Below are 24,919 nucleotides of genomic sequence, written 5' to 3' on the forward strand. Positions count from 1 at the left end.
CGGTGGGTCTCGATCAGAGGGTGAGCGTCGCCTTCGCGGCGTGGAACGCCTCGGCGTAACGCGAGTTGCACTGGACGCCGCGGATCCTGGCGAGTCCGCGGAAGGTCTCGTCGTCGAACCAGGTCCGGCCGGTCTGCGAGGGGTAGCACCGGTGCAGCAGGTCGATCTTCTCCGCGACGGTCTCGGCCGTGAGCGGCACGAACAGGCCAGGCTGCGCCAGGTCGGACTCCCATTTCACGATCTCGTAGCCGAGGCTCTGGTGGCTGCGGAAGGCCGTCGGCACGAGGGCGGCCAGGCCCCGGTGGTCCTGGTGCGCGTCGTGCGGGGAGGGGCCGATGACCAGATCGGGCTCGGTGCGCCGGCGGACCTCCTCCAGCGCCTCCTTGGCCCGCTCCCAGTGCGCGGGCAGCCGCCCGTCGGGCAGGTCGAGCACTGTTACGTCGAGTTCGGCGCCGGGGCAGAACGCGGCGAGCGCCTTGCGCTCCTCGTCCTCACGCGCGGTCCCGCCGCCGGACAGGACCAGCGCGCTCACCCGTACCCCGGGAGTCGCCCGGCACAGCTCCAGCAGCGTGCCGCCCGCCCCGATCGGAAGGTCGTCGCAGTGCGCCGCCACCAGCAGCACCCACGACGCGCTCAGCCGAATCACCGGCCCCCCGCACTCAACTCCACGCGCCCCACTCCCTCACTCCTGCCGACTCCCCACTGTCCGCCCACCTCGGGCACCACCTCGCACAGGCCGCCCCGTAGGGCCCACCTCGCACGGGTCACTTCTCGTACTCGGTGGCGAGGTCTTCGGGCATGGGGGCGAGGTCGGTGGCGCGGACGAAGTCGCGCAGGGTGGTGCCGGTGCAGGCGGCGTCCACGTTGGGCGCGCCGCGGTGGGCGCGGACGTCGTCGATGTGGACGGTGCGGAAGTCGATGCTGAAGCGGGTGCGGCCCGAGGTGTTGGGCACCGTGGAGTGGAGCTGGGCACCGGAGAACATCAGGACCCCTCCCGGATCGGGCACGATCCGGATCTGCGGGTCGAGGTCGACGGGCTCCTCCGGCTTCGGCTGCTCGCGGGTGTCGGAGCGGACGTGCGCGGCAGCGGTCCTGCGGCTCGTCCGGTTCCATTCGGCGTAGTCGTAGCGCGCGCTTCCGTTGCGCACCGCGCGGTCGAAGTAGCCGGGGTGGAAGGCCATCACGTTGGCCGGGCTCACCGCGTACACCGGGATCCACCAGTTGAGCTGGCAGAACGGCGCCGAGTACCAGCAGTCGCGGTGCGGATGGAACGCGTAGGAGATCCCGGAGGTGAGGTACTCGCCCGACGTGGACGTGCGCAGGCGCGGCACGTCGAAATAGGTCTTCTCCGGATCGGCGCCCAGCTCGGAAATGATCTTCGGTAGCAGCTCCTTGCAGCGGGGGTGGTGGATGAAGGCGGGCTTGAGCTTCGCGAGCAGGCCGGCGAAGTCCTCCACCTCCATCTCGAACTGTGCGAGTTCCGGGTCCCGTTCGCCGAATGCCTCGGCGACCAATTCCCGGGCGAATGCGGCGAGTTCGGCCGACGCAGGAGTCGGCCCATAAGTGAACAGTTCGCCGCCGTAGAGCAGACTTCTGCGCTCCTCATCACCGATGCCCGAATCGGTGAAAATCGCGGTCATCCCGCCTCCCCGGATATACCCGCACATACCCCGCTACGAGTTATACGCCGGGGGCGCGGAAATGAGTAGCCACGATGCGGTCACGACCACGCGCGGAAAGTCACCGAGAAGTCCCCGGCCGACCATACGGCCGGATCTTCAGGGGTAGAAGCGCCGGTCGGTTGGCCGGTCCTGGCCTCCGTCCACGCAGACGTTCGCCCCGTTGAAGCCCGAGCCGCGCGGCGAGAGCACGAAGCACGCGGCGTCGGCCACCTCGGCGAGGTTCACCAGCCGGCCCGATGGCAGATGGGACCTGGTGAACTCGGCGAACTCCGCCGGGCGCTCGTCGCGCAGCCAGCCCCACCGGCCGCCGTCGAACTCGACCGAGCCCGGGCTCAGCGCGTTCACCCGGATCCGCCGGGTGGCCAGCTCCTCCGACAGCGAGCGGGCGAGCTGGATCTCCGCGGCCTTGGCGATCGAGTAGGAGGTCCGGCTGCCCGGCTTCCAGCCGCTGATCGAGGCGATGACGAGCACGGAGGCCGCGGGGCTGGCCTCCAGGTGGGGCAGCGCCGCCCGCACCGCCTGGGCGGCGTGGCCCGCGTTCAGCGCGAAGGTCGCGGTGAACTCCTCGGCTGTGGAGGACGCCAGATCCCCGCCGACCGAGCCGCCCGCGTTGGCCACCACGAGGTCGAGCCCGCCGAAGGCCGCGGCGGCGGCCTCCACCGCCTCGGCGAGCCGGTCCGGATCCGCGACGTCCGCCGCGGTTCCGTGCGCCTCGGGGCCGAGTTCGGCAACGGCGTTGGCCAGCCGCTCGGGATCGCGGCCGCACACCGAGACCCGCGCCCCCTCCCGTGTCAGAGCGCGGGCGATCGCCAGCCCGATCCCGCGCGTCCCGCCCGTCACGAAGGCCCGCAGGCCCGCAAGTCCAAGATCCATGCAGCCCAGGCTAGGAGCCGCAGCCCCGCCCCACATCCCTCGCGTGAGGGAGGCTCACCTGCCCTGGCTCCCTCACGTGAGGGACCGGTTCATCTCTCCCAGAGCGCCCAGGGACGCTCTCCGCGCGAGTAGGCCTCGTCAAGCGCCATGCGCTCCTTCACCGTGTCGGTCGGCTTCCAGTAGCCGCGGTAGGGGTAGGCCAGGAGCCTCCCCGACTTGGCGAGCCCCGCGCAGCCGTCCGCGACCAGGTCGCCGCCCTCGGGGATGTGGTCGAAGACCTCCTGCCGGAGCACGAAGTAGCCGCCGTTGACCCACAGCGGCATCTCCGAGACCGGGGTGATCCCGCCGACCCGCCGGTCCTCGCCCAGTTCGATGCAGTGGAACGTCTCGGCGGGCGGCACCACCATCATCGACGCGCCCGCGTCGCTGGCCGCGAAGTTCTCGATCAGCTCCGGGAGCGGGGCGTCGGTGAGCACGTCGGCGTAGTTGGCGAGGAACATCTCGTCGCCGTCGAGGTGTTCGCGCACGCGCCGCAGCCGCTCCCCGATGGGCGACTCCAGGCCGGTCTGGATGAAGGAGATCGACCAGTCGCTGATGTCGGTGGACATCAGCTCGACCTTCCCGCCGCGCAGGACGAAGTCGTTGGAGGTCGTCTCCTGGTAGTTGAGGAAGAAGTCCTTCAGGTGGTGCGCGCCGAAGCCCAGGCAGAGGATGAACTCGGTGTGCCCGAAGTGCGCGTAGTAGCGCATGACGTGCCAGATGAGCGGGCGGGGGCCCACGAGCTGCATCGGCTTGGGCGCGTCGCCGGGCGTGCCGGTGCGCATGCGGGTGCCGAACCCGCCGCAGAACAGGACGACCTTCACACGATCTCCAAGGAGGGTATGGGGAACACGAGACGCCCGCCCCACTCCCGGACGTACGCGAGCTGCTCCGTCAGCTCCTCGCGCAGGTTCCACGGCAGGACCAGGACGTAGTCGGGCCGGTCGGCCGCGATCCGCTCGGGCGCCAGCACCGGGATGCGGGTGCCCGGCGTGTAGCGGCCGTGCTTGTAGGGGTTGCGGTCGACGGTGTAGGCCAGCAGGTCGGGGCGGACGCCGCAGTGGTTGAGCAGGGTGTTGCCCTTGCCGGGCGCCCCGTACCCGACGACGGTCTTGCCCTCGTCGGCGGCTTGGACGAGGAAGCGCAGCAGGTCGCGCCGCACCCGGGCGACCCGCTCGGCGAACGCCGTGTAGCCGCTGAGCTCGTGCAGCCCCGCGGCCTTCTCCCGTGCCAGCGCCTCGGCGACGCGCGGTCCGGGCTCGCCCTCGGGCCGCGCCCACAGCCGCAGCGACCCGCCGTGCGTGGGCAGCAGTTCGACGTCGACGAGGACGAGGCCTCCCGAGGCCAGCGCCCGCTGCGCGGAGGCGACGGTGTAGTACTGGAAGTGCTCGTGGTAGATCGTGTCGAATTGGTTGAGCTCGATGAGCGTGAGCAGGTGCTGCACCTCGATCGAGACCCATCCGTCGTCGGCGACGAGGGCGCGCAGCCCCTTGGTGAAGCCGATGACGTCCGGGATGTGCGCGTACACGTTGTTGGCCACGACGAGCCCGGCGGGCCCGTGCTCGGCGCGGACGGAAAGGCCGGTCTCCTCGCTGAGGAACTCCGTCACCGTCGGCACACCCCTGTCGCGCGCGGCCTGGCCGACGTTGGCCGACGGCTCCACGCCCAGGCACCGCACGCCCCGTCCGACGACGTGCTGGAGCAGGTAGCCGTCGTTGCTGGCCACCTCCACCACGAACTCCGCGCCCGTGCGTTCCAGCGCCGCGTCCACGAACCTCCGCGCGTGCTCCACCCACGAGGTGGAGAAGGACGAGAAGTAGGCGTACTCGGTGAACGTGTCCTCGGGGGTGATGAGCGGCGGGATCTGGGCGAGCAGGCATTGCGCGCACAGGCGCAGGTGCAGGGGGTAGGTCGGTTCGGGTGCGTCGAGCGCCTCGCGGGTGAGGAACAGCTCGCAGGGCGGCGTGGCGCCGAGGTCGACCACGCTCTCCAACCGGGATGATCCGCACAGGCGGCAGTTCACGTCTCGTACTCCAGGGCCGGTTTCACGGATGCCGGATCGTCCGCGCGCGGTGCGTCGCCGCGGCGGGAGGAGGGGAATTCCAAGAAGTCAAGGATTGGCCGAAAATGGCCATATGCAGAAATAGACAAGATCATCGCTAAAACCGCGACCACCCCCGGTTCGCCCCCTGTGAAGCGACTATAGGAGTTATACGCTGGCCGCCGGAAAATAAATAGTCTTCGTGGCATTCGCACGCAGGGGGGCGGATTGAAGGCGCTTGTACTCGCCGGGGGCTCGGGGTCGCGGCTGCGTCCCATCACCCATACCTCGGCCAAGCAGCTCGTGCCCGTCGCCAACAAACCCGTCCTCTTCTACGGGCTCGAGGCGATCGCCGCGGCGGGCATCACCGAGGCCGGGATCATCGTCGGGGAGACCGAGGCGGAGATCAGGGAGGCCGTCGGCGACGGCTCCGCGTTCGGACTCGACGTCACCTACCTGCGGCAGGAGGCGCCGCTCGGGCTCGCGCACGGCGTCCTGATCGCCCGCGGCTACCTCGGCGACGAAGACTTCGCCATGTACCTCGGCGACAACTTCGTCGTCGGCGGGATCGAGGGCCCGATCGAGCGGTTCCGGCGGGAGCGCCCGGCCGCCCAGGTGATGCTCACCAAGGTCGCCGACCCGTCCGCGTTCGGGGTGGCCGAACTTGACGCCGCGGGCCGGCTCGTCCGCCTGGAGGAGAAGCCCGCCGTGCCGCGCAGCGACCTCGCGCTCGTCGGCGTGTACCTGTTCAGCCCGGCCGTCCACGACGTGGTCGCGGCGCTCAGGCCGTCGGCGCGCGGCGAGCTGGAGATCACCGACGCCCTCCAGGGCCTCATCGACGCGGGCCTGCCGGTCGGGTCGGAGATCATCTCCGGCTACTGGAAGGACACCGGGAACGTCACGGATATGCTGGAGGTGAACCGGCTGGTGCTGGAGTCGCTGCGGCCTCAGGTCGAGGGGGCGGTCCAGGACAGCGAGCTCATCGGCCGCGTCGCCGTCGGGCCCGGCGCCCGCGTCACCGGCTCCCGGATCGTCGGCCCCGCCGTGATCGGCGCGGGCACGCTCGTCGAGAACTCCTATGTCGGCCCCTTCACCTCGATCGACCGCGACTGCGTGCTGGCCGACTGCGAGATCGAGTACTCCATCGTGCTGCGCGGCGCGTCGGTGCGCGGGGTGCGGCGGGTCGAGGCCTCGCTGATCGGCCGGCACGCCGAGGTGACGCCCGCGCCGCGCGTGCCGAGCGCGCACCGCCTCGTCCTGGGCGACCACAGCCGCGTCCAGATCAGCTCCTGACACCAGCGACCACTCGGAAGGGGCCGGATGGCACGGCTACTCGTCACCGGAGGGGCCGGGTTCATCGGCTCGCACTATGTCCGCGCGCACGCGGCTGAGCACGACATCACGGTCCTCGACCGGCTCACCTACGCGGGCAATCTCGCCAACCTCGCCGACGTCGCCTCCCTGATCCGGTTCGTGCACGGCGACGTCTGCGACGCCCGGCTCCTCGCCGACCTCGTGCCGGGGCACGACGCGGTGCTGAACTTCGCCGCGGAATCGCACGTGGACCGCTCGATCACCGATGGGTCCGCGTTCGTCCACACCAACGTGCTGGGCGTCCAGGCGCTCATGCGGGCCTGCCTCGACGCGGGCGTGCCGCGCGTCGTGCAGGTGTCCACCGACGAGGTCTACGGCTCCATCGCCGAAGGCTCCTGGGACGAGGACGCGCCCCTGTCCCCCCGCTCCCCTTACTCGGCCTCCAAGGCGGGCGGCGACATGATGGCGCTCGCCTACCACCGCACCCACGGCCTGCCCGTCATCGTGACGCGCTGCGGCAACAACTACGGCCCGTACCAGTACCCGGAGAAGGTGATCCCGCTCTTCGTCACCCGCCTCCTCGACGGCCTCGACGTGCCGCTCTACGGGGACGGCGGCAACGTCCGCGACTGGATCCACGTGGCCGATCACTGCCGGGGCATAGACGTCGCCCTGGCCGAGGGCACGCCCGGCGAGGTCTACCACATCGCGGGAACCGCGGAGCTGACGAACAAGGAGCTGACCGCGCGGCTGCTGGAGGCGCTCGGCCTCGGCTGGGACCGGGTCGCGCCCGTCGCCGACCGGCCGGGCCACGACCGCAGGTACTCCCTGTCCGACGCCCGGCTCCGCGCCCTCGGCTACGCCCCGCGCGTCCCGTTCGCCGAGGGTTTGGCCGAGACGATCGCCTGGTACCGGGCGAACCGCGCCTGGTGGGAGCCGCTCAAAGCCTGATCAGCGCGCGTACCAGCGCTCGCACTCGGCGTACTCCGGGAGCAGGCCGCGCTCGCGCGCCTCGGCGAGCGTCGGCGCGGCGGCGTCCCTCGGCGACAGCAGCGGCGCCGCCTCCGGCCAGTCGATTCCCAGCGCGGGGTCGAGCGGGTGCACGCCGTGCTCGTTGACGGGGTCGTAGGGCGCCGAACACAGGTAGACGACCGTGGAGGTGTCGGTGAGCGACAGGAAGGCGTGTCCGAGCCCTTCGGCGAGGAACACGGCCTGCCGGCCCTCCCCGTCCAGCCGCACCGTCCGGGACTGCCCGAACGTGGGCGACCCGACCCGCAGATCCACCGCGACGTCGAGCACCGCCCCGCTCACGCACGTCACGTACTTGGCCTGGCCGGGCGGCACCGAGGCGAAGTGCACCCCGCGCAGGATCCCCTTGGCCGACACCGAGCAGTTCGCCTGCGCGAGCGCGAGCCGGTGCCCCGTCGGCGCGAGGACGTCCTCCCGGAACCATTCGAGGAAGATCCCGCGATCGTCCCCGTGAATCTTGGGCGTGTACAGATAAGCCCCCGCGAGCCCCAGTTCCTCCACCGCGCCAGCGTCGCACGCGCCCCCTCGGCCCACGAACCCCGGACCACTTCCGGCCGAAAACCGAACGGGCGCCCCACCGGGATCGATCCCGGTGGGGCGCCCGCCTTAGGTTCGCGCTAGAGGATCATGCCTGCGGCGACGGTGCCGTTGGTGGCCTCGTCGATGAGGATGAAGCCGCCGGTCATGCGGTTGCGGTTGTACTCGTCGACGAAGAGGGGCTGGGTCACGCGGAGGGTGATCCGGCCGATCTCGTTGAGACCGAGTTCGGTCGCCGTCTCGTCGCGGTGCAGGGTGTTGACGTCCAGCTGGTAGTGGAGGTCCTTCACCATGGCGCGCGCGGTGCGGGTGGTGTGCTTGAGGACGAGCTTGCTGCGCGGCGTCAGGGAGCGCGCCTCGCTCATCCAGCAGACCATCGCGTCGATGTCCTGGGCGACCTTCGGCTTGTTGTTCGGCCGGCAGATCATGTCGCCGCGCGAGATGTCGATCTCGTCGGCGAGCCGGATCGTCACCGACATCGGCGAGTAGGCCTCTTCGACGGGACCGTTCGGGCCCTCGATGTGGGTGATCGTGCTGGTCAGGCCCGACGGGAGGTGCATGACCTCGTCGCCCGGCTTGAGCACGCCGCCCGCGACCTGGCCCGCGTAGCCGCGGTAGTCGTGCAGCGCCGGGTCGGTCGACTTGTACGGCCGGATGACGTACTGGACCGGGAAGCGCACGTCGACCAGGTTGCGGTCGGAGGCGATGTGCACGTGCTCCAGGTGGTGCAGCAGGCTGGAGCCGTCGTACCAGGGGGTGTTCACCGACCGCTCGACGACGTTGTCGCCGTTCAGCGCCGAGATCGGGATGAAGGTGAGGTCGCCGATCTGGAGCTTGGAGGCGAACTCGGTGAACTCGTCCTTGATCTTCTCGAAGACGTCCTTCGAGTAGTCCACGAGGTCCATCTTGTTCACCGCGACGACGAGGTGCGGCACCCGCAGCAGCGTCGTGAGGAACGCGTGCCGACGGGACTGCTCCAGGATGCCCTTGCGCGCGTCCACCAGGATGATCGCGAGGTCGGCGGTCGAGGCGCCGGTGACCATGTTCCGGGTGTACTGGGTGTGCCCGGGGGTGTCGGCGATGATGAACTTGCGGCGGGGCGTCGCGAAGTAGCGGTAGGCCACGTCGATGGTGATGCCCTGCTCGCGCTCGGCGCGCAGGCCGTCGGTGAGCAGCGCGAGGTTGGTGTACTCCTCGCCGCGGTCGGCGCTGGTCTTCTCGACGGCCTCCAACTGGTCCTCGAAGATCGACTTCGAGTCGTAGAGGAGACGGCCGATGAGGGTCGACTTGCCGTCGTCGACGGAGCCCGCGGTGGCGAAGCGGAGGATGTCCATCCGCGGCTGGGTGGGAGCGGCGGACATTAGAAGTAGCCTTCCTTCTTGCGGTCTTCCATCGCGGCCTCGGACGCCCGGTCGTCGGCGCGGGTCTGGCCGCGCTCGGTGACGCGGGTCGCGGCGATCTCCTCGATGACCTCGTCCAGGCCGACGGCCGCGGACTTCACCGCGCCGGTGCAGGAGATGTCACCGACGGTCCGGTAGCGCACCATCGCCTCGAACGCGGGCTCGTCCTCGCCGCGGTTGGCCGGGGGAAGGTCGGCCAGCAGCATGCCGTCGCGCTCGAACACCGTGCGGGTGTGCGCGAAGTAGATGGACGGGAGCTCGATCTCCTCGCGCCGGATGTAGTCCCAGATGTCCAGCTCGGTCCAGTTGGACAGCGGGAAGACCCGGACGTGCTCACCACGGTGGATCTTGGTGTTGTACAGGTTCCACAGCTCGGGCCGCTGGTTCTTCGGGTCCCACTGGCCGAACTCGTCGCGGAAGGACACGACGCGCTCCTTGGCGCGGGCCTTCTCCTCGTCGCGGCGGGCGCCGCCGAACGCTGCGGTGAACTCGTGCTCCTCGATCGCCGTCAGCAGCGGCACCGTCTGGAGCTGGTTGCGGGAGGCACGCCGGCCCTTCTGCTCGACGACCAGGCCCTTGTCGATGGCGTCCTGGACGGAGGCGACGATCAGGCGGAGCCCCAGCTCCTCGACGCGCTTGTCCCGGTACTCGATGACCTCGTCGAAGTTGTGGCCGGTGTCCACGTGCATGACGGGGAACGGGATGGGGGCGGGCGCGAACGCCTTCTCGGCGAGCCTCAGCATGACGATGCTGTCCTTACCACCCGAGAACAGCAGCACCGGACGCTCGAACTCCGCAGCCACCTCCCGGATGATGTGGATCGACTCGGCTTCGAGGACGTCCAGCTGGGACATCAGGTATTGCATGTCAGCGAACTCCAGCCAAGGTCAAATCGGAGAGGGCGGGGTGGCACACAAGGATATCCGGCAAGTATGGGTCCTCTGCGTTGTACCGCAGCTCAGCGCCGTCGATCCTGCTGGCGTGGGCGCCCGCGGCGAGCGCGACGGCGGCCGGGGCCGCGTTGTCCCACTCGTACTGGCCGCCCGCGTGCACGTAGACGTCGGCGTCGCCGAGGAGCACCGCGGCGATCTTCGCGCCGGCCGAGCCCATCGGGACGAGCTCCGTGGCATATCCGTCGGCGTGCAGGTGCTCGCGCAGCTGCTCGACGACCGCGGGCGGGCGGGTGCGGCTCACCACGATGCGGACGGGGGCTGTCCTGGCCAGGATGCCGGCCGGAGCGGCGGCGAAGCGGGCCGTCAGATCGGCCAGGAGCGGCGAGCCGGGGCGGGTGCTGAGGGTGCGGCCCTGCGCGGGCAGCGCGACGGCGCCGGCCGCCAGGGCGCCCTTCTCGTAGAGCGCCACGTGGACGGCCCAGTCGTCGCGCCCTTCCTCGCTGAACTCGCGGGTGCCGTCGAGGGGGTCCACGATCCAGACGCGCTCGGCGGCGAGCCGCGCGTGGTCGTCCTTGCCCTCTTCGCTCAGCACGGCGTCGGCGGGGCGGATCGCCGCCAGCTCGGCCATGAGGAACTCGTGCGAGCCGAGGTCGCCGGCCTTCTTCAGGGCCGGCCCGTCGGCGAATCCGTGCTCGGCACGGAGCGCGAGCAGCACCTCGCCGGCACGCGTCGCGAGATCTTCGGCAACGTCGTGGTCATCAACCGTCATCGGTCCAGGGTATCCCGCCAAAATTGATCTTGTTTCGGGAATCCGGAACCTGGGCATGAGAATTGGATGGGTAAAAGCGCTTCGTCCGGCTTGGCCGGTGCTGCCCGTTACGGCGCGTGAAAGGTGTTCTGCGCTGTCGCGAGCCCCGAGGTGAGGACTGCCTCGGCGGCGTCCGCGGCTCTGTCCAGGAAGTAAGGGAGCTCTCGCCTCTCGGCGACGGCGAAGTCCTTCAGGACGAACGCCGCCGCGTCCATCCGGCCCGGAGGGCGGCCCACCCCGAACCGCAGGCGCAGGTACTCCTTCGAGCCCAGCGAGCGGGTGATCGACCGGAGCCCGTTGTGGCCATTGTCACCCCCGCCCTGCTTCAGCCGGACCGCGCCGAAATCGATGTCGAGTTCGTCGTGCACGACCAGCAGGCGCTCGTCGGGGATCTTGTAGAAGTCGCGCAGCGCCTTGACCGGGCCGCCCGACTCGTTCATGTACGAACGGGGCTTGGCCAGCACCGCGCGCACCCCCGCGAGACGGCCCTCGACCACGTCGCACCGCGACTTGTGCGCCTTGAACCTCCCACCCGTCCGCTCGGCGAGCAGATCGACTACCATGGCGCCCGCGTTGTGCCGGGTGGCCTCGTACTTCGGCCCCGGATTCCCGAGCCCGACCACCAGCCACGTCTCCTCAGCCACCGCGCTCACCCTTCTGCGAAACCACACCCGGCCATTGTGTCCTCTTCGAGACCTCCCGGGGCCCCGCGCGTCCGGTCGGCGGGCGCCGCCAGAGCCGAAGGCCCCGGGACGCACAGGGCGTTCCGGGGCCTTCGGGAAGCTCCTCTTCGAGGGGCTCGGCGCGATTACTCCGCGGCCGGGGCCTCTTCGGCGGCCTCTTCGGTGACGGCCTCTTCGGTCGCCTCGCCCTCGACCTCGACCTCCTGGACGCCGGTGATCTGGAGGACCAGGGCCTCCTCGTCGCCGGCGACGGTCGCGCCGCGGGGCAGGGTGAGGTCCTTGACCAGCACCGAGGTGCCCTCGGCCAGCGCCGACAGGTCGACGGTGATCTCGGTCGGGATGTGGGTGGCCTCGGCCTCGATCGAGATGACGGTGAGCTCCTGCGCCAGCTGGCCGCCCGGGACGACGTCACCGGTGAGGGTGACGGGGACGTCCACGGTGACCTTCTCGCCGCGCTTGACCAGCAGCAGGTCGACGTGCTCCAGGAAGCCCTTCAGCGGGTCGCGCTGCACGTCCTTCGGCAGGGCGAGCTCCTCGCCGCCGGACAGACCCGAGACGCGCAGGAGCACGTTCGGCGTCTTCAGGGCGAGCATGAGCTCGTGGCCCGGAAGGGTGATGTGCTGCGGGTCGGTGCCATGCCCGTAGAGAACGGCCGGCACCTTCCCGGCGCGACGGGTGCGCCGGGCGGCACCCTTACCGAACTCGGAGCGCGGCTCGGCGGCGATGCGTACCTCGGACACGGCGAAACTCCTTGAAGGAAACTCGTAAGAACTGAACGCTTGTAAGACCTCGGCCCTCCGTAGGGCGTCTCGGCGCATCTCCGGCACAGGCGACCCGGTCTATTCGGGCATGCCGCGCAGCATGAGGCGCACACGGTCCATAAAGAATAGCCGATCGCGGGACCTTAGCGGACCCGGGGTGGGGACTGTGCCGACCCGCCGCCTGACCGTCGGGCGCCGCGGCGCCCGACGGTCAGGTCGAGATCACGCTTCGCCGTCGAAGAGGGAGGTGACGGAGCCGTCGTGGAAGACCTCGTTGATGGCACTGGCCAGCAGGGGCGCGATCGACAGGATGGTGAGCTTGTCGAACTGCTTGTCGGCCGGGATCGGGAGGGTGTTGGTGAGCACCACTTCGGAGATCCGGGAGTTCTTCAGGCGGTCCACGGCAGGGCCGGACAGCACACCGTGGGTGGCGGTCACGACGACGCGGGCGGCGCCCTGCTCGAACAGCGCCTCGGCGGCCTTCACGATGGTGCCGCCGGTGTCGATCATGTCGTCGACGATGACGCAGGTGCGGCCCTCGACCTGGCCGACGACCTCGAAGACCTTGACCTCGTTGGCGACCAGCGGGTCGCGGCGCTTGTGGATGATCGCCAGCGGGCAGCCGAGGCGGTCGGTCCAGCGCTCGGCGACGCGGACGCGGCCCGCGTCGGGCGCGACGACCGTCACCTGCGAGGTGTCGAGGGTGTTCGCGACGTGGTCGGCCAGCAGTTCAAGGGCGAACAGGTGGTCGACGGGGCCGTCGAAGAAGCCCTGGATCTGCGCGGTGTGCAGGTCGACGGTGATGAGCCGGTCGGCGCCCGCGGTCTTGAACAGGTCGGCCATGAGGCGCGCGGAGATCGGTTCGCGGCCGCGGTGCTTCTTGTCCTGCCGGGCGTAGCCGAAGAACGGCGCGACCACGGTGATGCGCCGGGCGCTCGCGCGCTTCAGGGCGTCCACCATGATCAGCTGTTCCATGATCCACTGGTTGATCGGAGCCGTGTGGCTCTGGATCACGAACGCGTCGCTGCCCCGGACCGACTCCAGGAACCGTACGAACGTCTCGCCGTTGGCGAAGTCGTAGGCAGCCGTCGGCACCAGCTCGCAGTCGAGGTTCTCGGCGACCTCCTTGGCGAGCTCCGGGTAAGCCCGGCCCGAGAAGAGCATCAGCTTCCTCACGGACTGTGTTTTGATCCCGCTCACTTGTCGTCCCCCTCCTGGGTGTTGTTCTCACGCGCCCGTTTCGCCGCTTCCGCGGCGGGAGTCCCGGCGCGCTTGCGCTCGACCCAGCCCTCAACGTTGCGCTGCTGCCCGCGGGCCACGGCCATGGCCCCGGGCGGCACATCCTTGATGATCACCGATCCGGCCGCTGTGTAGCTGCCGTCCCCGATGGTGACGGGGGCGACGAGCATGTTGTCGCTGCCGACGCGGGCGTGGTCGCCCACGACGGTGCGGTGCTTGGCGACGCCGTCGTAGTTCACGAAGACGCAGCCGGCCCCGATGTTCGAGCCGGTGCCGATGGTCCCGTCCCCGACGTAAGCCAGGTGCGGCACCTTCGACCCCTCCCCGATCTCGGAGTTCTTGATCTCCACGAACGTCCCGGCCTTGGCCTTGTGGGCCAGGCGGGTGCCCGGGCGGAGATAGGTGAACGGTCCCACCGACGCCCCGGGGCCGATCTCGGCCCCTTCGGCCACGGTGCGGAAGACCCGCGCGTCCTCGCCGACGACGGTGTCGGTCAGCGTGGTGTCCGGGCCGACCTCGGCTCCGGCGCGGACCACGGTACCCCCGTGCAGCTGGACGTTCGGAAGGAGGGTGACGTCCTGCTCGATCCGGACCTGCACGTCCACCCAGGCGGTCTGCGGGTCGACGACCGTGACGCCCTCGCGCATGAGGCGCTCCAGGATCCGGTCGTTGAGCTGCCGGCGGGCCGCCGCGAGCTGGACCCGGTCGTTGACGCCCTGTGTCTCGATCCAATCGGCGACCTTCGAGGCGCCGACCCGGTGGCCGTCGCCGCGCAGGATGCCGAGCGTGTCGGTGAGGTACTCCTCGCCGCCCGCGTTGTCGGTGGTGAGGCGCTTCAGCGCGCCGTCCAGCAGCGCGGCGTCGAACGCGTACATGCCGACGTTGATCTCGGCGATCGCCCGCTCGGCCTCGGAGGCGTCCTTGTGCTCGACGATGCCGGTGACCGAGCCGTCCGCGCCGCGGACGATGCGGCCGTATCCGGTGGGGTCGGGCACGTCGGTGGTCATGACGGTGACGGCGTTGCCGTCCCGCTCGTGCGCGGCGACCAGGCCCTGGAGGGTCTCGCCGGTGATCAGCGGGTGGTCGCCGTTGGTGACCACCACGGTGCCCGCGAGCGGCCCCGAGGCCTCCAGAGCGGTGCGGACCGCGTGGCCGGTCCCGCCCTGCGTCTCCTGGACGACCGGTACGGCGTCGGGCGCGATCGCGGCGAGATGGGCCACCACCTGCTCGCGGCGGTGTCCGACGACGACGACCAGCCGCTCGGGAAGCAGGGTCTGGGAGGCGGCCAGGACATGCCCGAGCATGCTCCTGCCGCCGAGTTCGTGGAGGACCTTCGAGGTCCGGGACTTCATCCGGGTGCCCTCGCCCGCGGCGAGGACGATGACTGCGGCCGGGCTCACAGAGTGGCTCCTGGGCTTCGCGGACGGGACTGTGCGGTGTCTCATGGCGGACGTGTGCGGGCGGGACGACGCTCGACGTGACCGCTCCCGGACCTTGGGAGGCGGTGGAGAAGCTTCGCCAGGGCGTAACCCACCTGACATGAACAAAGAGTACCGCCCGACCGGAGGACCACCCGCACCGGCGGCCCCACAAGAGCACACAGAACCGGCTCCGGCGCCAGGACTCGAACCTGAACAGAGGGCACCAAAAACCCTAGTGCTGCCGATTACACCACGCCGGATCGCCGCGCAGACGCGGCTGAGGCACACGATACCGGTCCGAGGTGCGACCCTCGCACTCCCTTTCCCGGGCCGAGCGGCCGGGCCGCCCCGCCCCGGCGATCACCTGCGGCGCGATCGCGGGCGGAGGCGCGGTTCCGGCTCCAGGTCGGACAGGCCGTTCCAGGCGAGGTTCACCAGATGGGCGGCGACCTCCTCGCGGCGGGGTCTGCGCACCTCCAGCCACCACTGGCCCGTCATGGCCACCATCCCGACGAGCATCTGGGCGTACATCGGGGCCAGGCGGCCGTCCCTGCCGTGCTTCTCGAACTCGTCGGCGAGGAGGTACTCGACGTGGGTGGCGATGTCGCTGATCAGGCTGGCGAAGGTGCCCGTCCCGGAAGCGGCGTGGGAGTCCCGGACCAGGATGCGGAACCCGTCCGTGCTCTCCTCGATGTACTCCAGCAGCGCCAGGGCCGCCCCTTCGAGCTTGCCCCGGTAGTGGATACCGTCGGACATGCCCTGGGTGACCATGCCGAGCAGGCTGGTCATCTCCCGGTCCACGACGACGGCGTACAACCCCTCTTTGCCGCCGAAATGCTCGTACACGACGGGTTTCGACACGCCGGCCTTCGCCGCGATCTCCTCCACGGCGGTCCCGTCGAAGCCGCGCTCGGCGAACAGGGCGCGCCCGATCTCGATCAGCTGCTCCCGCCGCTCCTTGCCCGTCATCCTCTTGCGCCGCTCCGCCATCACGCCATCGTATGGTCGCGTGCGCCCTCGGCCGCGGGCCGGTCCGGAGCCGAGCCGGTGCGGGACCGGGCGGCTAGGAGGGGCCGGGGACCGGGTGTCTGCGGCGGGCCCTCTCCAGGGCCTTCTCGGCGCGGGCGCGGTCCTTCTCCTGGCGGCGTTCGGCCTTCTCGCGCTCCTTGGCCCTGCGGCGGGGGTCGAGGGTCGGCTTCGGCTCCAGGTGCGACAGGCCGTTCCAGGCGAGGTTCACCACGTGCGCGGCGACGTCCTCACGGCGCGGCCGACGGCTGTCCAGCCACCACTGGCCGGTGAGCGCGATCATCCCGACGAGCATCTGGGCGTACATCGGCGCCGACTTCTCGTCCAGCCCGTGGAGATCGAACTCGCGCGCCAGCAGGTACTCGACCTCGCCCGCGATCTCCGACAGCAGGCTGGCGTAGCCGCCCACCCCTGAGGCGGCGTGGGAGTCCCGGACCAGGATGCGGAACCCGTCCGTGCTCTCCTCGATGTACTCCAGCAGCGCCAGGGCGGCCAGCTCCAGCTTGCGCCGGTAGCCGGCCTCCGTGGTGAGCGCCGCGGTCACGAGGGACTGGAGGCGCTCCATCTCCCGGTCGACGACGACGGCGTACAGCCCTTCCTTGCCGCCGAAATGCTCGTAGACGACGGGCTTGGACACGCCGGCCTTCGCCGCGATCTCCTCGACCGACGTCCCGTCGAAGCCGCGGGCGGCGAACAGCTCCCGGCCGACGCCGAGGAGCTGCTCCCGCCGTTCGCTTCCGGACATGCGCCGTCTTCGGGAGTCGCTCATGGACTAGACCTTAGGCTCGCTTGGCGTCCAGCCGCTCGGGACTCGGCCAACGGACGTCCCGGGCGAGGCCCAGCTTCTCGAAGATCCAGATGGTCCGCGCGCTGATGTCGAACTGGCCCTTGCCGACGCCGTGGCGGGCTGCGGTGGGGTCGGCGTGGTGCAGGTTGTGCCAGGACTCGCCCAGCGACGGGATCGCCAGCCACCACACGTTCCGGGACTGGTCGCGGGACGCGAAGGGGGTGTCGCCGAAGGTGTGGCAGATGGAGTTGATCGACCAGGTGACGTGCTGGACCAGGCAGACCCGGACGAAACCGGCCCAGAAGAGGGCGGTGAAGAACCCTGCCCACGACCAGGTGACGAGGCCGCCGATCGCGCCGGGCACCAGGAAGGTCGCGGTGACGAGCAGCCCGTAGTTGTTGTGGATCCACAGGAGGTCGCGGTCGGCCTTGAGGTCCTTGGCGTACTTGTCGACGTTGGTGGCCTTGGCGGCGTACAGCCAGCCGTAGTGCGACCAGACGAGACCCTTGAAGAGGGCCGCGGCGCTGTCGCCGTACTTCCACGGCGAGTGCGGGTCGCCCTCCTTGTCGGAGAACTTGTGGTGCCTGCGGTGGTCGGCGACCCAGTTCAGCACCGGCCCCTCGATCGCCAGCCCTCCGGCGATCGCGAGGGCGATGCGCATCGGGCGGCCCACCTTGAAGGAGCCGTGCGTGAAGTAGCGGTGGTAGCCGACGGTGATCCCGCCCGCGGACAGGAAATAGAAGACCGCGGTGATCGCGACGTCCGTCCAGCCGAGGAAACTGCCCCAGGCGAGCGGCACGGCGGCCAGCAGGGCCAGGAACGGCACGCCGGTGAAGATCGCGACGAGGATCTTGTGCTTGAGACCGTTGCGGCTGTCTGACAGGTCGCTCAGCGGTGCGGCGCCGGCGATGGGAGTAGCGGTCACGTGCTCGTCTCTCGTCCGGGATGGGCGGGCGGTTGCTACGCCACCGTAACCTACGGTCTCGTAAGGCCGGAAGTCTCCGGATTGCAAAATAACGAAGACGCCAGGTGAACCCGCATTCACCGATCCCTGTGAACCCTGGTCAATCCCGAAGTCGAAACCGCCGTCGAATTTCTCTCCCCACCCCATGATCAGCACCCGGGTCCCCAAAATGACACCCAGACTCAAATAACACCCACCCCCACCGAAGCCCACCCCGGACCCACCCAGAAAGCGAGAGAGCCGGCGAGCCGCGGGAGGTTGTCCGCGCGGCTGCCGGCCGGGTCCCGGCTCTTGGTTCGGAGCCGGGGTGGGTGGCGGCGAGGTGAGCCGCCTCATCGGGTAGGTGCCGCCCGCTCTGGGAGTCGGCAGCACCGCAGGGGAACGTTTAGCCGCTTTCCTCCCACTGCGGGCGGCACCTCGTCTTCGGTTGTCAGGCCTTGCGCGCCACCGCGAAGATCCGCCGGAACGGGAAGACCGTTCCGTGGCCGGTGGGCGGGTAGGCCTCCCGCAGCCTCGCCGCGTAGGCGGCGAGGAAGTCTTCCGGGTCGTCGAGCGCGGCGAGGACGGGCCGCAGCGCGGTGCCCTTCATCCAGTCGACGACGGGGTCGGTGCCGTGCAGCACCTGGAGGTAGGTGGTCTCCCAGACGTCGGTTTCGCAGCCGAGTCCGGCGAGGGCCGCCAGGTAGCCCTCGGGTTCGAGGACTTCCTGCCATTCCTGCGGGGCGCCGTGTTCGGCGGCGAGTTCCCGCAGGATCGTGTGGCTGGGCGCGCCGGCGTTTCCGGGCACCTGGAAGGCGAGGACGCCGCCGGGTGCCAGGTGGTCCAGCAGGCGGCCGAGCAGTGCGACGTGTCCCGGCACCCATTGCAAGGCCGCGTTGGACACAATGACGTCGACAGGAAGGTCGGGCGCCCACTCCGCGAGGTCGGCCTGCGCGAAGGTGAGGCCGGGGACCTGCCGGCGCCGTGCCGCCTCGATCATCTCGGGCGAGGAGTCGACGCCTTCGACGCGGGCGGCGGGCCAGCGGTCGGCGAGAGTCGCCGTGAGGGCGCCGTCGCCGCAGCCCAGGTCGGCCACCCGGTGCGGGTCCTTCACCCGCACCCTGGCGGCCAGCTCGAAGAACGCCCTGCTCCGCTCCGCGGAGAACAGGCCGTACTGCGCCGGATCCCAGGCTTGTCTTGACATCGAGATACATAATGGCAACACATTTGTCTCGACGTCAAGACGCTCGCGGCCCCGACTCGGCACATCTCCCGGCCGCCCCGCCCGGTCGCCCAGGAACCGTGGCACTCTCGGCGGTCGGTCAGCCGATCGGCCGGAGCGGTGGTCGGCGCGTTGCCGGAAGGGCCGACCAGCTGTAGCCGATGTGCAAGGGGTCCATGAGCCTGAACATCAGTTTCTCGGTGACCTTCGCCTTGCGCGCTCCGTTGTCGAAGCCGCGGCCCTTGCAGCTCTGGAAAGTCGCGAAGACCGTGCCGATCCTCTGGCCCGCCTTGTTGCGGAAGACCAGCGCCAGATCGGGGACCACAGGCCGGCCGCCGGAGCACTGGGACGCGGGCACGTCCTTGTTCGGGCCGCGCCGCGCCTTGTTGAGCGCCGCGGCCAACCGCCGCGCCTTGGCCCCGCGCACCCGGAAGGACGCGTTGATGGCCAGCCCGTGCTTCTTGAGTTCCGCGCGGTAGTCGGGGTCGTCGTACACCCCGCCAGCGAAATAGCAGACCGCGACCGACGCCGGAGACACCGGAACGAGCTTCGCGCCCTTCACCCCTCCGGCCTTGAGCTTCTTACTCCGTGTCGCGCACCCGTTCACGTCCGTCTTCACCAGCCGGAGCCCGTCCAGGACGTGCCGGGTGCGGGTCTCGTTGAGAGTGCGCACCACGAGGACCAGCCCGAGCGACGGGATCGAGATCCGCCCCGCGTACCTGCCGTCGGGCAGCCGCTTCTCCAGCCGCTCCGCGGCCACCCCCGACACCTTCGTCGTGACCGGGTCGCCCTTGAGGGGCTCGACCTGGTCCATCCACTCGACCTCCTCCTGGTACCCGAGCAGCGCGACCTCCTTGCGCGCGCTCTCCTGGGTGAGGCAGAGGTTCACGGCACCGGGCGCGCGGACGAGCGTGGGCTTCTCGCTCATCCCGCACCCGTAGTCGTTCACCGACCATCCGCCGGGCACCGCGACCTCGGCACCCGCCGTTCCCTCGAACCGCCACCCGGTGGGCTTCGCCTCCGCGGCCCCGGCCATCCCCACCAGCAGCGCCAGCGCCGCCCCGGCCGCCCACAAGGCGCGCCCCGCTCTCCGCGATCTCATCCGACATCCCTCCACCACCGCACACCTGACGCCCAGGACCCTAGACCACAAGATCCCTCAGCAAACGATCATCTCCGACATTGCCGAACAGGCCTTACCCATACGTCGAAACCGCCTGCCGAGAGCCGTTCCTTAACGCCCCCCGAATACCGCGGGCCATCACCAACCGACGCCGGGCAGGAATGGCCGACGCCGCTCGCGATTCCCCGAATTCACCATGCCGTCACCGTAGTGCTCCTGCGGCGACGCCTTCGGAACGCCTGTGGACAACCTCGAAATCGCCGTTCCGACCGAGGGCCTCGGCCGCAATCGTCGGCCTGGGAGTTGCAGGCATGACGTAGAGGATATCTCCGAACAATAGTGACCAGACGGCGCAGCACCCCCGACACGACGCGCAATCCACGGGCTCTTGACTTTTTTCCGACATGGCTGACAGACGGGGTTTCTTACCGGGAAGATGAACCCCGCGCCCGGCTCGGCGGAAAGCCCGCACCGGCCCCGCGGCGCGGATGGCAGGCGGTCCACCGAACAGGAGGAGGCATGAGCGATCCATGGACGACGAGCGGGTGATCCCCTTCGGGCTGGCCGTCGGCCTGATGGAGGAGGCCATGCGGGAGGCGATGACCGCGGCGGGCTACCTCAAGGGCTCCGCGGAGTCGATCACGCGCGACGCCTCGTCCCGCCTTGAACGCCTTCTCGAGGAGCTCGACGGCATCGAGTGACCCGGGCCGATCCGCGCGGAAGGCGATCAACCCAGGACCGACCGGTGTCTTGATGTCGAGATACAGGTAGGGTTCACTCATGGAGGACGAGGTCGACCGGCTGGTGTCCGCATGGCGGACGGAACGCCCCGAACTGGACGTCCAGCCTTTGCACGTGCTGAGCAGGGTCTCGCGGCTCTCCCGGCACCTGGACCGCGCCCGCAGAGCCGTCTTCTCCGCCCACGAGATGGAGTCGTGGGAGTTCGACGTCCTCACCGCGCTGCGCCGCGCCGGACCCCCGTACCAGCTCAATCCCGGCCAGCTCCTGCGCGCCACCCTCGTCACCTCCGGCACGATGACGAACCGGATCGACCGCCTCACCGCCGCGGGCCTGGTCGAGCGGCACCCGGACCCGGCCGACAAGCGCGGCGTGCAGGTCCGGCTCACCGACGTCGGCAGGGCCAGGGTCGACGCCGCCTTCTCCGATCTGATCGACCGGGAACGCGAACTCCTCGCCGCCCTCAGCGACACCGAGCAGGAGCGGCTCGCCGCCCTCCTGCGCACCCTCCTCGTCCCGTTCGACCTGTAGCCGTCGACGCGGAGGGGCGGGCGGGCGTCAGCCTTCGGCCAGTTCCAGCCAGGCCATTTCGACCTCGTCCTTCTCGCTGAGGACGGCCTTCAACTTCGCGTCGAGGTCGAGAAGGCGCTCGTGGTCGGTGGCCGCGTCGGCCATCTGGCCGTGCAGTTCCGCTTCGCGTTTGGTGAGCTTGTCGAGCTGACGCTCAAGGCGGTCGAGTTCCTTCTGCGTCTTCCAGTCCAGTTTCGCCTGCTGGACCGGCTTGGCGGGCGCCGCCTGCGCGGGCGCGGCCGAAGGCGCGGCGGACCGCACCGCGGACACGGTGCCGGCCTCCACCTTGTCCAGGTACTCCTCGACGCCGCCGGTGAGCATCCGCACGGTGCCGTCGCCCAGCAGCGCGTACACGGTGTCGGTGACGCGCTCCAGGAAGTACCTGTCGTGGCTGACGACGACGAGGGTGCCGGGCCAGCCGTCGAGGATGTCCTCGACCTCGGTGAGCGTCTCGATGTCGAGGTCGTTGGTGGGCTCGTCGAGGAGCATGACGTTGGGCTCGGCCATGAGCAGCCGCAGGATCTGGAGCCTGCGCCGCTCGCCTCCGGAGAGGTCTCCGACGGGCTTCCACTGGGCGTCGGCCTTGAAACCGAGCCTTTCGAGGAGCTGGCCCGCCGTCCACTCGCGCTTGCCCACGGTGATCCGCCGGGCGATCTCCTCGACGGACTCCAGCACGCGCCGCTGGGGGTCGAGTTCGGCGAGCTCCTGCGACAGGTGCGCCAAGGCGACCGTCTTACCGCGGACGACCCTTCCGGTGTCCGGCTGGACGGTGCCCGAGAGCAGCCGCAGCATGGTCGTCTTGCCGCTGCCGTTCACGCCGACGAGCCCGATCCGGTCGCCGGGGCCGAGCCGCCAGGTGATGTGCTGGAAGACCGGGTTCCCGGCCAGCTCCACGGACACGTCCTCGACGTCGTAGACGGTCTTGCCGAGGCGTGCGGTGGCGAACTTGGTGAGCTCGACCTTGTCGCGCAGCGGGGGCACGTCGGCGATGAGCGCCTGCGCGGCGTCGACCCGGAACTTGGGCTTGGACGTGCGGGCCTGCGGGCCGCGCCGCAGCCAGGCCAGTTCCTTGCGCATGAGGTTCTGCCGCTTGGCCTCGGCCGAGTCGGCGATCCGCATCCGCTCGGCCTTCGCCAGGACGTAAGCGGAATATCCGCCTTCGTAACGCTCGACGCGACCGTCGACGACCTCCCACGTCCGGTCGGTGACCTCGTCGAGGAACCACCGGTCGTGGGTGACGACCGCGAGGGCCTCGCGCCGCCCCTTGAGGTGGCGGGCCAGCCAGGTGATCGCCTCGATGTCGAGGTGGTTGGTGGGCTCGTCCAGCATGATCACATCGGATTCCGGGACGAGCAGGGCGGCGAGGGACACCCGCCGCTTCTCGCCGCCGGACATGCCCGCCAGCGGCGTCTCCAGGTCGAGCCCGGTGAGCAGCCCGGACAGGATGTCGCGGACCGCGGCGTCGCCGGCCCACTCGTGCTCGGGCCGGTCGCCCAGCACGACCGACCTGATCGTCTCGTCCGGGCCGAACTCGTCGCGCTGGACGAGCAGGGCCAGGCGCAGCCCGCCGGTGTGGGTGACGCGCCCGGAGTCGGCCTCGGTGCGGCGCGCCATGATGTTCATGAGCGTCGACTTGCCATAGCCGTTGCGGCCGACGATCCCGATCCGCCAGCCCGACTCGATGCCCAGCGACACCCCGTCCAGCAGCGGCTTGGGCCCGTAGGCCTTGCTGACGTTCTCCAGATTGATCAGGTTCACTCGACCGTCGTCCCCCGGCGCGCCGCGCGGGCGCGCCTCATGCTCGTCTCCAGACCCGCCCAGGGTAGGCGGATCCCCGCCTTGCGCGGGAATCGGTCATCTTCCTCAGGCCCACCGGTTCCTCAGGCCCGCCGGGCGCCGCGGGGATCACAGCACCGTGGCCCCCGGCACCGGGCCGGAGGCGGCCACCGCCGCGCGGGCGACGCCCGCGCCGCGCAGGGCCGCCGCGATGTCGGCGGCGTGCTCGGCGTCGGAGGCCAGGAAGGCGCAGGTGGGGCCGGAGCCCGACACCAGGGCGCCGAGCGCGCCGAAGCCGCGGCCCGCCGCGATGGTGCGCTGGAGCGCGGGCATGAGGCTCAGGGCGGCGGGCTGGAGGTCGTTGGTGAGGGCCGCGCCCAGCGCCTTGGCGTCGCCGTCGGCGAGCGCGGCGACCAGCGCGGGCGACTCGTGCGGCCAGACCGCGTGCTCCTCGTAGGCGGCGCGCAGCCTGTCGCACTCGGCGTAGACGGCAGGGGTGGACAGGCCGCCGTCGGCGAGCGCGAAGACCCAGTGGTACTCGCCGATCGTGGTCAGCGGGGTGAGGACCTCGCCCCGGCCGACGCCCACGGCGGTGCCGCCCAGGAGCGCGAAAGGCACGTCGCTGCCCAGCTTGCCGCCCAGCTCCATCAGGGTCTTCAGCGGAAGGCCCGGGTTCCACAGCTCGGCGCAGCCCAGCAGGGCCGCCGCCGCGTCGGCGCTGCCGCCCGCCATGCCGCCCGCGACCGGGATCTCCTTGCGGATGTGGATCGAGGCCTGCGCGTCGATGCCCAGGTGCGCGGCCAGCAGCGCCGCGGCGCGGGCCGCGAGGTTGTCCGGCCCGGCCGGCACCCCCTCGATCGACGCGCCCTCGACGGTGACCGCCGCCGGCCCCTCGGTCACCGTGACCTCGTCGAAGAGCGACACGGCGTGGAAGACGTTCACCAGGTCGTGGTAGCCGTCGTCCCGCAGCGGGCCGACGCCGAGCTGGAGGTTGACTTTCGCGGGGACCCGGACGGTGACGGACATAACGGCCTCGGTTCAGACGGTGGAACGGGGACTGTCGATCATGCTGCGCGAAGCGTACGGCCCGCCGCGTCACACCATCCGGTGCTCGGCGATCCGGGCGAAAGCCGCGACGTCCAGCATCTCGCCGCGCGCCATCGGGTCGACGTTCGCCGCGCGCAGGGCCGCCTCGGCCATCGCGGGCGAGCCCGCCCAGGAGCCGAGCGCGGCCCGCAGGGTCTTGCGGCGCTGGGCGAAGGCCGCGTCGACCACCGCGAAGACCTCCTCGCGGGAGGCCACGGTCGCGGGCGGCTCGCGGCGGGTGAAGGCGACGAGCGCGGAGTCGACGTTGGGCGCGGGCCAGAAGACGTTCCGGCCGACGGACCCGGCCCGCCTGGCCTGGGCGTACCAGGCCATCTTGACCGAAGGCACCCCGTAGATCTTGCTGCCGGGCGCTGCCGCGAGCCGGTCGCCGACCTCGGCCTGGACCATGACGAGGCCCCTGCGCAGCGACGGCAGCAGCTCCAGCAGGTGCAGGACCACGGGCACGGCGACGTTGTAAGGCAGGTTCGCCACCAGCGCGGTGGGCGGCGGGCCGGGCAGCTCGGTGATCCGCATCGCGTCGCCATGGACGACCTCGAAGCGCTCCTCCAGCTTCGGCGCCCTGGCCCGGACGGTCTCCGGCAGCGCCCGCGCCAGCACGGGGTCGAGTTCGACGGCGGTCACCCGGGCGACCTCCGGCAGCAGCGCCAGGGTCAGCGAGCCGAGGCCCGGCCCGACCTCGATGACGACGTCCTCGGGGCCCGCCTCGGCGGCCCGGACGATCCGGCGTACGGTGCCGGGGTCGATCACGAAGTTCTGGCCGAGCTGCTTGGTGGGCCGCACGTCCAGCGCCGCGGCGATCTCCCGGACGTCGGCCGCGCCCAGCAGCGCCGCGCCTTCGGGCGTTCCTTCTGGCGTGCCCTCAGGCGTGTCGTTCTCCCCCACATCCCGATTCTCCCATGCAACAGCC

25 protein-coding genes and 1 tRNA gene are annotated in these 24,919 nt (G+C 70.5%); 4 read left to right on the top strand and 22 right to left on the bottom strand.

Annotation, left to right across the window (positions count from 1 at the left end; genetic code table 11):
* Positions 1–13 precede the first annotated feature (13 nt).
* From ACYVOM_RS04645 to ACYVOM_RS04665, 5 genes are all read right to left on the bottom strand, one after another.
* Positions 14–646, bottom strand: a complete 633-nt coding sequence (locus tag ACYVOM_RS04645; protein ID WP_460301946.1) for a PIG-L deacetylase family protein — start codon at positions 644–646, stop codon at positions 14–16.
* Between the two features lie 118 nt (positions 647–764).
* Positions 765–1,640 (bottom strand): phytanoyl-CoA dioxygenase family protein, encoded by an 876-nt coding sequence (locus tag ACYVOM_RS04650; RefSeq protein ID WP_460301947.1) that lies wholly within the window; start codon positions 1,638–1,640, stop codon positions 765–767.
* Between the two features lie 138 nt (positions 1,641–1,778).
* Entirely contained in the window at positions 1,779–2,555 is a 777-nt protein-coding gene (locus tag ACYVOM_RS04655; RefSeq protein WP_460301948.1) for an SDR family NAD(P)-dependent oxidoreductase, read from the bottom strand.
* Between the two features lie 89 nt (positions 2,556–2,644).
* Positions 2,645–3,418 carry a sugar phosphate nucleotidyltransferase gene (locus ACYVOM_RS04660; protein ID WP_460301949.1) on the bottom strand — a complete coding sequence of 258 codons (774 nt, stop codon included), beginning with the start codon at positions 3,416–3,418 and terminating at the stop codon, positions 2,645–2,647.
* Positions 3,415–4,617, bottom strand: coding sequence for a class I SAM-dependent methyltransferase (locus ACYVOM_RS04665; RefSeq protein WP_460301950.1), 1,203 nt, complete (start codon positions 4,615–4,617; stop codon positions 3,415–3,417). Before ACYVOM_RS04665 ends, ACYVOM_RS04660 begins: the two co-directional genes overlap by 4 nt.
* A gap of 246 nt (positions 4,618–4,863) precedes the next feature.
* Between ACYVOM_RS04665 and ACYVOM_RS04670 the strand changes: the two genes are divergently transcribed.
* Positions 4,864–5,928 (top strand): glucose-1-phosphate thymidylyltransferase, encoded by a 1,065-nt coding sequence (locus ACYVOM_RS04670; protein ID WP_460301951.1) that lies wholly within the window; start codon positions 4,864–4,866, stop codon positions 5,926–5,928.
* Positions 5,929–5,955: 27 nt separating this feature from the next.
* The gene (gene rfbB / locus ACYVOM_RS04675) at positions 5,956–6,900 is read left to right on the top strand and encodes a dTDP-glucose 4,6-dehydratase (protein WP_460301952.1); all 945 of its coding nucleotides are present in this window, start codon (positions 5,956–5,958) and stop codon (positions 6,898–6,900) included.
* Here the strand turns inward: rfbB and ACYVOM_RS04680 are convergent, their stop codons facing one another.
* From ACYVOM_RS04680 to ACYVOM_RS04745, 14 genes are all read right to left on the bottom strand, one after another.
* A complete protein-coding gene (locus ACYVOM_RS04680; protein WP_460301953.1) occupies positions 6,901–7,479 on the bottom strand; it encodes a dTDP-4-dehydrorhamnose 3,5-epimerase family protein in 579 nt (192 codons plus the stop codon).
* Positions 7,480–7,595: 116 nt separating this feature from the next.
* Positions 7,596–8,849 (bottom strand): sulfate adenylyltransferase subunit 1, encoded by a 1,254-nt coding sequence (locus ACYVOM_RS04685; protein WP_460302350.1) that lies wholly within the window; start codon positions 8,847–8,849, stop codon positions 7,596–7,598.
* 26 nt (positions 8,850–8,875) lie between these two features.
* Positions 8,876–9,781, bottom strand: coding sequence for a sulfate adenylyltransferase subunit CysD (cysD, locus tag ACYVOM_RS04690; RefSeq protein ID WP_460301954.1), 906 nt, complete (start codon positions 9,779–9,781; stop codon positions 8,876–8,878).
* A 1-nt stretch (position 9,782) separates the two neighbouring features.
* Positions 9,783–10,577, bottom strand: coding sequence for an inositol monophosphatase family protein (locus ACYVOM_RS04695; protein ID WP_460301955.1), 795 nt, complete (start codon positions 10,575–10,577; stop codon positions 9,783–9,785).
* Between the two features lie 107 nt (positions 10,578–10,684).
* Positions 10,685–11,260: an aminoacyl-tRNA hydrolase gene (pth, locus tag ACYVOM_RS04700; protein WP_460301956.1), complete on the bottom strand. Its 576-nt coding sequence runs from the start codon at positions 11,258–11,260 to the stop codon at positions 10,685–10,687.
* 164 nt (positions 11,261–11,424) lie between these two features.
* Positions 11,425–12,039 (bottom strand): 50S ribosomal protein L25/general stress protein Ctc, encoded by a 615-nt coding sequence (locus ACYVOM_RS04705; RefSeq protein ID WP_460301957.1) that lies wholly within the window; start codon positions 12,037–12,039, stop codon positions 11,425–11,427.
* Positions 12,040–12,282: 243 nt separating this feature from the next.
* Entirely contained in the window at positions 12,283–13,260 is a 978-nt protein-coding gene (locus tag ACYVOM_RS04710) for a ribose-phosphate diphosphokinase (RefSeq protein ID WP_460301958.1), read from the bottom strand.
* Positions 13,257–14,744: a bifunctional UDP-N-acetylglucosamine diphosphorylase/glucosamine-1-phosphate N-acetyltransferase GlmU gene (gene glmU, locus ACYVOM_RS04715; RefSeq protein ID WP_460301959.1), complete on the bottom strand. Its 1,488-nt coding sequence runs from the start codon at positions 14,742–14,744 to the stop codon at positions 13,257–13,259. Before glmU ends, ACYVOM_RS04710 begins: the two co-directional genes overlap by 4 nt.
* Before the next feature lie 164 nt (positions 14,745–14,908).
* A tRNA-Gln gene (locus ACYVOM_RS04720) sits at positions 14,909–14,980 on the bottom strand.
* Positions 14,981–15,080: 100 nt separating this feature from the next.
* Positions 15,081–15,710 carry a TetR family transcriptional regulator gene (locus tag ACYVOM_RS04725; protein ID WP_460301960.1) on the bottom strand — a complete coding sequence of 210 codons (630 nt, stop codon included), beginning with the start codon at positions 15,708–15,710 and terminating at the stop codon, positions 15,081–15,083.
* A gap of 73 nt (positions 15,711–15,783) precedes the next feature.
* The gene (locus ACYVOM_RS04730) at positions 15,784–16,515 is read right to left on the bottom strand and encodes a TetR/AcrR family transcriptional regulator (RefSeq protein WP_460301961.1); all 732 of its coding nucleotides are present in this window, start codon (positions 16,513–16,515) and stop codon (positions 15,784–15,786) included.
* Between the two features lie 10 nt (positions 16,516–16,525).
* Positions 16,526–17,458: an acyl-CoA desaturase gene (locus ACYVOM_RS04735; protein ID WP_460301962.1), complete on the bottom strand. Its 933-nt coding sequence runs from the start codon at positions 17,456–17,458 to the stop codon at positions 16,526–16,528.
* Between the two features lie 469 nt (positions 17,459–17,927).
* A complete protein-coding gene (locus ACYVOM_RS04740) occupies positions 17,928–18,680 on the bottom strand; it encodes a methyltransferase domain-containing protein (protein WP_460301963.1) in 753 nt (250 codons plus the stop codon).
* 118 nt (positions 18,681–18,798) lie between these two features.
* The gene (locus ACYVOM_RS04745) at positions 18,799–19,800 is read right to left on the bottom strand and encodes a hypothetical protein (protein WP_460301964.1); all 1,002 of its coding nucleotides are present in this window, start codon (positions 19,798–19,800) and stop codon (positions 18,799–18,801) included.
* 551 nt (positions 19,801–20,351) lie between these two features.
* Here ACYVOM_RS04745 and ACYVOM_RS04750 point away from each other — a divergent pair.
* Both ACYVOM_RS04750 and ACYVOM_RS04755 read left to right on the top strand, forming a co-directional pair.
* Positions 20,352–20,522 (top strand): hypothetical protein, encoded by a 171-nt coding sequence (locus ACYVOM_RS04750; RefSeq protein WP_460301965.1) that lies wholly within the window; start codon positions 20,352–20,354, stop codon positions 20,520–20,522.
* Between the two features lie 79 nt (positions 20,523–20,601).
* On the top strand, positions 20,602–21,090 hold the full coding sequence (locus tag ACYVOM_RS04755; RefSeq protein WP_460301966.1) for a MarR family winged helix-turn-helix transcriptional regulator: 489 nt from the start codon (positions 20,602–20,604) through the stop codon (positions 21,088–21,090).
* A 27-nt stretch (positions 21,091–21,117) separates the two neighbouring features.
* Here the strand turns inward: ACYVOM_RS04755 and ACYVOM_RS04760 are convergent, their stop codons facing one another.
* The 3 genes from ACYVOM_RS04760 to rsmA all read right to left on the bottom strand — a co-directional run bounded on the left by ACYVOM_RS04760 (position 21,118) and on the right by rsmA (position 24,894).
* A complete protein-coding gene (locus ACYVOM_RS04760; protein WP_460301967.1) occupies positions 21,118–22,887 on the bottom strand; it encodes an ABC-F family ATP-binding cassette domain-containing protein in 1,770 nt (589 codons plus the stop codon).
* Between the two features lie 147 nt (positions 22,888–23,034).
* A complete protein-coding gene (locus tag ACYVOM_RS04765; protein ID WP_460301968.1) occupies positions 23,035–23,931 on the bottom strand; it encodes a 4-(cytidine 5'-diphospho)-2-C-methyl-D-erythritol kinase in 897 nt (298 codons plus the stop codon).
* Positions 23,932–24,000: 69 nt separating this feature from the next.
* Positions 24,001–24,894, bottom strand: coding sequence for a 16S rRNA (adenine(1518)-N(6)/adenine(1519)-N(6))-dimethyltransferase RsmA (rsmA, locus tag ACYVOM_RS04770; RefSeq protein ID WP_460301969.1), 894 nt, complete (start codon positions 24,892–24,894; stop codon positions 24,001–24,003).
* Between the last annotated feature and the right edge of the window lie 25 nt (positions 24,895–24,919).

It is taken from the genome of Actinocorallia aurea (assembly GCF_054783995.1).